This is a genomic window from Streptomyces spongiae (assembly GCF_009377185.1).
In the GTDB taxonomy this organism is placed as follows: Bacteria; Actinomycetota; Actinomycetes; order Streptomycetales; family Streptomycetaceae; genus Streptomyces; species Streptomyces spongiae.
In genome coordinates this window covers 26,262-33,887 of the sequence record NZ_VJZC01000046.1, presented here as the reverse complement: position 1 = coordinate 33,887, position 7,626 = coordinate 26,262, and the positions used below count along the sequence as shown (strand labels likewise).

Here is a 7,626-nt window from a genome sequence, read left to right as displayed (position 1 = left end):
CCGGTGGACAGGGGCGGTCGGGGCGGGGACCGGGCGGCTGGGTCAGCCGCGCCAGGACGCGGCGACTGCCAGGGCCTGCTGGGGGTTGAGACGGGGGTCGCAGAGTGTCGTGTACTTCTCCTTGAACTCCCGCAGGTGCTGCTCGTCGTCGACGCACTCGGTGACCTCGTCGGGGGTGGTTTCCAGGTGGAGCCCACCGGCGACCCCGCCGGCCTGCGCGACGGCGTTCTGGAACTCCCGCACCTCGCGCACGACGGTCCGTACCAGCCGGGTCTTGAGACCGTCGGGCCCGCTGACGGTGTTGCCGTGCACCGGATCGCTCAGCCACACCACCGGGTGGCCGGCCGCACGCACCGTGGCGACCAGCGGCGGCAGCTTCTCCCCGACGTTCTGGGCCCCCATCCGCGCGATGAGCGTGAGCCGTCCCGGCTCGCGCTCCGGGTCGAGCCGCTCGCACAGGGCGAGGAGTTCGTCGGTGGTGATCCCGGGGCCCACCTTGCAGGCCACCGGGTTGGCCACGGAGGCGAGCAACGCCACATGGGGGCCGTCCGCCTGCCGCGTGCGCTCGCCGATCCAGGGCCAGTGCGTCGAGGTGAGCAGCCGCCTGCCGTCCGACTGCCTGCGCACGAGCGGCAGTTCGTAGTCGAGGAGCAGCATCTCGTGGCTCGTCCACAGCGGGGCGCCTGCGCGCGGGGCATCGGTGCCGCCGTTCCAGCCGAGCAGCCGCATGACCGTACGGGACGCCTGGTAGCCGGTGAGCATGCGGTTCGGGTCGGGGCGGCGCAGCTCGGGGGCCGGCTCGGGGCAGTTGACCATGTGCCCGCGGTAGACGGGCAGTTCCACCCCGCCGACGGTCTCGGTGGGGTGGGAGCGCGGCTTGGCGTACTGGCCGGCGAGGCGCCCCACGCGTACGACCGGTCGCCACGCGGCCAGGGACATCACGCCCGCCATGGCGTCGAGGAGTGCCTGCTTGCGGATGACGTCGACGGGCGTGCATTCCGCCCAGTCCTCCGCACAATCACCGGCCTGAATGATCTGTGTCTTTCCGGCAGCGGCAGCGGCCAATCGCCTCCGGAGATCCTCCACGTCCGCCATGGCGACGAGCGGTAACGCGGACTCGAGCCTTTTCCGTACCCGTTCCACTCCTTCCGGGTCGTTCCAGTCGGGCTGCTGAAGAGCGACCGGCACCCGGGGCGCCTGATCGGTGAATTCCTGGACCACGGTCATGAGCGCTCACTCCAGTACGTATCTCATTCGTGCCGAATTCGTGCCGCATTCGTGCCGCATTCGTATCGCGGGTGTATCGGCGCGTTTTCCAGGCCGTGGACAGCGGAGTCGGGTGTCGCACGGCGACACGCCCTACGCGTCGTGTGCCTCGGCCCCGTCGAGGGCGGCCCGGGCCACTGCCGCCGCCACCGCGGGCATCACCCTCGGATCCAGGGAGTGCGGAACGATCCGGTCGGCGGCCAGGTCGGTGGCCGCCACCTCCGCGATGGCCTCGGCGGCGGCGAGCTTCATGCCCTCGGTGATGCGCCGGGCCCCCGCGTCCAGGGCGCCGCGGTAGATGCCGGGCGAGGCCAGGGTGTTGATGACCTGGTTGGGGAAGTCGCTGCCGCCCGTGCCGACGATCGCGGCGTGCCGGGCCGCGACCTGCGGCTCCACCTCCGGGACGGGGTTGGACAGCGCCAGCACGACGGCCTCGGGGGCCATGGTGGCGATCAGTTCCTCGGGCACCCGGGAGCAGGAGACTCCCACGAAGGCGTCGGAGTCCCGCAACGCCTCGGCGAGATGGCCGTGCAGCCCCCGGGGGTTGGTACGCGCCGCCAGCTCGGCCTTGACGGGGTTCATGCCCTCGCGGCCCGGCGTGAGGATGCCGCGCGAGTCGAGGACGACGACATCGCGAACGCCCGCCGCGAGCAGGATCCGGGCGCAGGCCACCCCGGCCGCGCCCGCACCGGAGACGACGACACGCCGCGCCTCCAGCGGGCGGCCGATCACGGCGTACGCGCCGCGCAGAGCGGCGAGGACCGCGATGGCCGTGCCGTGCTGGTCGTCGTGCATCACCGGGCAGTCGAGCGCCCGCGTCAGCCGGTCCTCGAGCTCGAAGCAGCGCGGCGCCGCCACGTCCTCCAGGCTCACCGCGCCGAAGGACGGCCGGAGCCGGACCAGCGTGTCGACGATCTCGTCCACGTCCGTGGTGTCCAGGACCAGCGGAATCGAGTCGAGCCCGCCGAACTCCTTGAGCAGCGCTGCCTTCCCCTCCATCACGGGCAGCGCCGCCGTCGGTCCCACATCGCCGAGCCCGAGCACGGCCGTGCCGTCGGTGACCACCGCGACGAGACGGCCGGCCCAGGTGTAGCGGTGCGCGAGCGTGGGATCGGCCGCGATGGCCTGGCTCATCCTGCCCACGCCGGGCGTGTAGGCGATGGACAGGGAATGCGCGTCCTTGAATTCCGTGGTGACGCCGACGCTCAGCTTTCCGCCTTCGTGCGCCGCGAATATCTCACGGTCCGATATTTGGGTACTGGCTTCAGTGGCAGCCATGACGAACCCCCTCCAATTCGGTAGGCGTTCAGGACGTTAGTCGTGGCGCACGGGCCATGGGCACTACTCGACCGCGCGGTTCCCCCGCGGCTATTTCTACTCGTTCGAGTAGTGGCTCCCCTGTCGTAGCGGCCCGAGGATCGGGGGCTGCGAAACGAATCCGTCACACACGGCAGAGAGAGGTCCGGGAATGCCCACCCTGATCGTCAGCAACCAGCGCACAGAGGAGATGGTCGGCGACCTGGAGCTCCTCGATCCGGACTACCGCCGGTACGTGGGGAACCAGGCGCAGCGCATGGCCTGGTGCCTGCGGGAGGGCGACATCCTCGTACTGCCCATGCCCGCGGACGAGGAGTTCCTCCGGTACGTCGCCGACAGCCTCGGCATCGAGCGGGACTCGGTGCGCGTGATCGTGCCGCCTGCCGGCCGGGTGGGCGAGGGACTGCTGTCCCGCGACCGGCTCACCGACGAGGGCTTCCTCGCCGAACTGCGGGAGGCGGTCGCCGCCCAGGGCACCGACCGCGTCCTGCCGTTCCACTTCGACAGCACGGTCGCCGAACTCACCAGGATGCTCGGCCTGGACCGGGTCACCCCCGGCTTCGGCTTCCTCGACCAGAGCGGCGGCCGGCTCCTCAACAGCAAGTCGACGTTCCGCGCCCTGGCCGGCGGGGTCCACGCGCCCGTACCGGAGGGCGGTGTCTTCTCGGCGCGCGAGGAAGCGGAGGCATTCCTGTGGGAGGGGCTGCTCTCCCAGGGGCACCCGGCCATCCTCAAGCAGGACTTCCACGTCGCCGGGTTCGGCAACGAGATCGTCAGCCCGGTCCCCGGCGTCGACCCGCTCGGCGCCCGGCGCACCGTGGTCACCGAGGACCGCGAGGAGCTCGTCAAGTACCTGACGGACCGCTGGGACTGGCTCACCGACGGCGGCCGCAACCGCGTCGTCATCGAGCGGTACGTCCCGGAGTCGGTGCCGATCTACGCGGAGGTCCGCGTCGAGGAACACGGCGTCGAGTTCACCGGGCACGGGGAGATGCGCATGAAGCCCGTGCTGAACGGCCTCATCGTCCCGGCGCCCTCCGCCGAACTGCCCGCGTTCCCTGGGTTCCTGGACGCCGTCCGGCTCCTGTGCGAGCCGATCCACGCCGTGGGCTACCGCGGCATCGTCAGCGTCGACGCCATCGTCACGCCGGACCAGGACATCCTGATCAACGAGTTCAACTGCCGCACCGGCGGTTCCACCCACATCCACCGCATCGGTGAACGCGTGGTCGGCGCCGACTACTTCGAGGAGCGCGTCCTCGTCGAACTGCGCCGCTGCACGTTCCCGCCCTTCGCCACCGCCGTCGAGGCGTTGCGCACCCACGGGCTCGCCTACGACCCGGCCACCCGTACCGGCGTGCTCGTCACGGTCGACGACGGCAGCCCGACCGGCGGCTTCGGCGAGTACGTCGTGGTGGCCGAGGACGCCGACGGCGTGCGCGAACTGGAACTGGCCGTCGGCGAGTTGTTCGCCGCCCACGGCACGGAGGACTGACCACGATGACCAGCACCAAGCCGAGCTACCGGGACCTCATGACCCGCGAGTTGCTGCTCTGGGCGGTGGTAGCCCTGTTCAGCAAGGCGCCCGTGGCCATGGCCCCGCTGGCTCTGGTGTTCCTGAGCCGCGAGAGCCCCGGCGGCTACACCCTGGGGGCGACCCTGGCGTCCGCGTACGTCCTGGGCGAGGTCGTGGGCGCACCCCTGCTGGGCGCGCGCCTCGGCCGGTCCCGGATGCGGCCCCAGCTGGCCCTCGGCCTCCTCGGCGGGGCACTCGCCTTCGGCGCCCTTCCCCTGGCGCGCGACGCGCCGTCACCCGTCCTGATCGGCCTGGCCTTCCTGGCCGGAGCGGCACCGGCCGCCTGTCCCGGCGGCGTCCGCTCCCTGCTGACCCGGCTGGTGGAGGAGCGGACGGTGCCCAGGGCGCTGAGCGCCGAGGCCACGCTCACGCAGATCACCTGGGCCGCGGCGCCGGGTCTCGTCGCCCTGCTCGCCCTCCAGATGGACCCGGGCGCCCCGTTGGCGCTGGGCGCGGTGCTCGCGGCCGTCGCCGCGCTGCTGCTCCTCGCCCTGCCGGAGCGCCCGACGGCCACGACCGGCGCACCGACCAAGGTCCGCATGACGAGGAGCCTGCTCGCCGGCTGGCCCGTCTACCTCACCAGTGCGGCGGCCATGGCGATGCTGGCCACCGCGGAACTCGTGCTTCCGGCGCTGTTGGAGGACCGGGACATCCCCGTGGGCTGGTCCGGGGCGCTGCTCGCCGCGTTCGCCCTGTCGAGCGCGCTCGGCGCGTTCTGCTACGGCCTGCGCACATGGCCCGGTTCCGTACGGGCGCAGAGCCTGGTGTTCCTCACCCTCACGGCGGCCTGTGTGTCCCTGGTGGCGTTCCTGCCCGGTCTGCCCGGGGTCGCTCTCGGTCTGATGCTCGCCGGGGTCTTCCAGTCCGGGGTGATGGTCTCCCGCAACCTGAGCCTTCGCGAGCAACTGCCCGAGGAGGCGCACGCCGCGGGCTACTCCGTGATGTACGCCGTGCAGGGCATGGGCTACAGCCTGACGGCCTCCCTCTCCGCGGTGGCCCTCGACAAGGCCGGCCCGTCGACGGCGATCCTCGGTGGCGTCGCGATCACCTTGCTGATCACAGCCGCGAGCGCCGTTGCCGAGGGCCGCTCCGCCCGTGGCACCACGCCACCCGGACCCTCGACCGAGGAGCGCTCGGATGCCAGGGCCCGTGCGGGAGCCACGGACGCCCCCTGAGAAACCGCCGGGCTCGCCGCCCACTCCGCGCCCCTCGGCGCCCTCGAGGAGTAGAAAACTCCGGGCGACGGGGGGCGGAACGGACAGGGGGACGCCGACCTCCTGGTCGCCGACGATGATGGTGACCGGACACCTGAGCAACGGCTCGGGCGCCATGTCGTAGCTGTGGAACACGCGGCCGTCGGCGACCAGATACGGCAGGACCACCTCCTGGAGGATCGGGTCTGCCGCCGTCTCCTTGTCGAACCGGTCGGCGCGCCCCGGGTACTGGACGGCGTGGACCTCCACCTCGGTCAGCGACTGGCCCCAGGAACGGTAGAAGGAGGCCGCCCCCCGGCGTGCGGGAAGCACACCAGACGCATGCGCGCTTCGGGCGACCCGGCTGGACTGGGCGAGCAGCGTGCCCGATCTCCCATGCCGTGAGCGCCGTACCCAGGAGCGACGACTTCTAGCCCCGTAGCCATCAGAAACGATCGAATTTGATCTGAGGCGCGCTTCGTTGAGGACAAATAGAGGCGTGAGACGTGCATTAGAAGTCAAATGAGCTGGGTAAAGTGGCGGAAGGGTGAACTTCGGCCAAGGCGTGGCAGAATCGACTTCAGTGAACGCGCAAGACGGGGGAGTCGGCATGCGTCCAGTTGATGCGAACTTCGGTGAGGAATTGCGTCGACGGAGAACCGAAAACGGACTGTCGCTGGATGAATTGGCCACTCTGGTCAACTTCTCGAAAGGGCACCTCAGCAAGATCGAGCGGGGAAAGAGGAATCCCAGCGAAGACCTCGCGCATATATGCGACACCGTGCTCCATGCCGAGGGAGGGCTCAGGGGTCTGCTGTCGCCTCCTCCGCACCAGAACATGGACATCCCGGCCACGAACGTCGGCGACTCCATACCGTGGTCGCTCTGGATGCGCGCCGACGGTGAAAGCGACTTCGTGGCCGTCGACCCGGCCGTTCTCGCGAGCGGGAACCCCGCGCTCCCCATGGTGAGCTGGACCATCGTCCCGGGCTTCCATGAGAACGGGTCGACGGAAGCGGTGCTTCCGGTGTTCCGGAACATGTTCCACGAGTTCCGCGGCCTCGGGCAGTTCTTCGGCCCGGCCGTCGTCGCCCAGTTGAGCATCACCGCGACCAGCGCGCTGCGCGGCATGGGGCGTTCCGCACCGCCCGAGGAGCGGGGCGCCGTGTTACGGCTCGCCGCGAGGTTCGCCGAGTACACCGGCTGGATGGCGCAGGAAGCCGGAAACGACGCTGCGACCCTGTGGTGGACCGACCAGGCGGTGCGCCTGGCCGCGGCGGGCGGGGACAGCGAGCTTGCCGCGTACGCGTTGGTGCGCCAGGCCGAACTGGCCCTCTACAGCGGCGATTCGCTCACCGCCGTGGGACTGTCCCGTGAGGCCGGCGCACAGGCGCGCAGCGGCCGCATCAGGGAGCTGGCCGCTCAGCGTGAGGCCCAGGGTCACGCGCTCGTGGGCAACCGGGACGAGTGCCGTCGCGCTCTGGACCGCAGCGCCGAACTCGCCGGCGAGACGGAGCCGTCGGGGGACGGCACACCCGTCCTGGGGAGCGTCCACGTCCCGGACCTGACCGCCTTCGTCTCGGCGTGGTGCATGCAGGAGCTCGGCGCGCCCGCGGAGGCCGTCGCCCTGCTGGAGCCCGGCCTGGACACCATCGACCCACAGGCACTGCGGGCCCGCGCCCGCCACGGAGCACGGCTCGCCCTCGCCCTGGCACACGTCGGCGAGCTCGAACGTGCCTGCACGCTCGCGGCGTCCGTGGCCGCGGCCGTCGCGGCGACCGACTCCGCGACCATCCGAGCCGACCTCGTGCGGCTCAGCAGGGTGCTGAACCGCTGGCCGAGGAATCCCGCGGTCCGTGACGCCCTTCCCCTCATCGCGGCGGGTCTGCGCGGCGGACTCCGCCGACGCGGGGATACCGGCTGACGCGGGGACACCGGCCCACGCGGGGATACCGGCCGCCGCGGGGACACCGGCTGGCGCGGTGGCACAGCTGACGCGGGAGACCAGTTCGCCTTGACGGGCGGCCGCTTCCCCGTACGAGCGAAGGCGTACGCCCCCGGGTGCGAAAAGGGTGCCGAATCCCGGCGCGAGCCGGTCCACCGGGTCCCAGGAATTACCCGCTGCCCCCGCTGCCCCACTCGAATCGGTCCACTCGACCAACCCCGCCGACTCCGTTCACTCTGCCGGTTCGAAAAGTGTTCTGTTGCCTCCGCAAGTGGCCGCGGGCAACACGTTGACCGGCCCTTTCCATGGCTGGAAATCTCGGTTCACCC

Annotated in this window: 5 protein-coding genes; 3 read left to right on the top strand and 2 right to left on the bottom strand. The window is 71.2% G+C overall.

The features are described 5' to 3' along the window. Positions 1-42: 42 nt before the first annotated feature. Positions 43-1,227, bottom strand: a complete 1,185-nt coding sequence (locus FNH08_RS10120) for a 3-deoxy-7-phosphoheptulonate synthase (protein ID WP_152771100.1) — start codon at positions 1,225-1,227, stop codon at positions 43-45. A gap of 132 nt (positions 1,228-1,359) precedes the next feature. Beyond that, on the bottom strand, positions 1,360-2,544 hold the full coding sequence (locus FNH08_RS10115) for an NAD(P)-dependent malic enzyme (RefSeq protein WP_152771099.1): 1,185 nt from the start codon (positions 2,542-2,544) through the stop codon (positions 1,360-1,362). A gap of 190 nt (positions 2,545-2,734) precedes the next feature. On the opposite strand from FNH08_RS10115, the gene FNH08_RS10110 reads away from it, so the two are divergent. The 3 genes from FNH08_RS10110 to FNH08_RS10095 all read left to right on the top strand — a co-directional run bounded on the left by FNH08_RS10110 (position 2,735) and on the right by FNH08_RS10095 (position 7,276). After that, positions 2,735-4,078 carry a preATP grasp domain-containing protein gene (locus FNH08_RS10110; protein ID WP_152771098.1) on the top strand — a complete coding sequence of 448 codons (1,344 nt, stop codon included), beginning with the start codon at positions 2,735-2,737 and terminating at the stop codon, positions 4,076-4,078. A gap of 5 nt (positions 4,079-4,083) precedes the next feature. After that, on the top strand, positions 4,084-5,334 hold the full coding sequence (locus tag FNH08_RS10105; protein ID WP_152771097.1) for an MFS transporter: 1,251 nt from the start codon (positions 4,084-4,086) through the stop codon (positions 5,332-5,334). 628 nt (positions 5,335-5,962) lie between these two features. Next, a complete protein-coding gene (locus FNH08_RS10095) occupies positions 5,963-7,276 on the top strand; it encodes a helix-turn-helix domain-containing protein (RefSeq protein WP_152771096.1) in 1,314 nt (437 codons plus the stop codon). Positions 7,277-7,626: the final 350 nt, after the last annotated feature.

Bases quoted from the DNA above. Each gene is read 5' to 3' on its own strand.
- FNH08_RS10105 (WP_152771097.1), top strand. From the start codon at position 4,084: ATGACCAGCACCAAGCCGAGCTACCGGGACCTCATGACCCGCGAGTTG.
- FNH08_RS10095 (WP_152771096.1), top strand. From the start codon at position 5,963: ATGCGTCCAGTTGATGCGAACTTCGGTGAGGAATTGCGTCGACGGAGA.
- FNH08_RS10115 (WP_152771099.1), bottom strand. From the start codon at position 2,544: ATGGCTGCCACTGAAGCCAGTACCCAAATATCGGACCGTGAGATATTC.
- FNH08_RS10120 (WP_152771100.1), bottom strand. From the start codon at position 1,227: ATGACCGTGGTCCAGGAATTCACCGATCAGGCGCCCCGGGTGCCGGTC.
- FNH08_RS10110 (WP_152771098.1), top strand. From the start codon at position 2,735: ATGCCCACCCTGATCGTCAGCAACCAGCGCACAGAGGAGATGGTCGGC.